The 462-nt window shown below is 67.5% G+C and carries 1 pseudogene; it reads right to left on the bottom strand.

Annotated features, from left to right (window positions below):
- Window positions 1-462: pseudogene (locus tag I6F37_RS39215) on the bottom strand (tryptophan synthase subunit beta); the annotation flags it as partial.

Here is a 462-nt window from a genome sequence, read left to right as displayed (position 1 = left end):
CTTCGGCGACGGTGAAGATATCCTTGTCCCCCCGCCCGCAAAGGTTGGCGAGGATGATCCGGTCCTGCGGCATCTCGCGCGCCTTGCGTGCTACCGCGGCGATCGCGTGGCTCGGTTCGAGCGCGGGGATGATCCCCTCGGTCCGGCACAGCAGCTGGAACGCGTCGAGTGCCTCGGTATCGGTGGCGCTGTCATACTCGACCCGCCCGATATCGCGCAGCCAGGCGTGCTCCGGCCCGATCCCCGGATAGTCCAGTCCGGCCGAGATCGAATGCGCCTCGGTGATCTGGCCGTCATCGTCCTGGAGCAGATAAGTCTTGTTGCCGTGGAGCACCCCGGGGAAGCCGCCCGCCAGGCTCGCGGCATGTTCCTTGTCGAGCCCGCGTCCCGCCGCCTCGACCCCGAGCATCGCGACGTCGGCATCGTCGAGAAAGGGGTGGAACAGCCCGATCGCGTTCGATC

The sequence above is a fragment of the Bradyrhizobium sp. NBAIM08 genome (assembly GCF_020193935.1).
Lineage (GTDB): Bacteria > Pseudomonadota > Alphaproteobacteria > Rhizobiales > Xanthobacteraceae > Bradyrhizobium > Bradyrhizobium yuanmingense.
The sequence above is the reverse complement of the archived record's forward strand: the minus strand, read 5'-3'. Positions and strand labels throughout refer to the sequence as shown.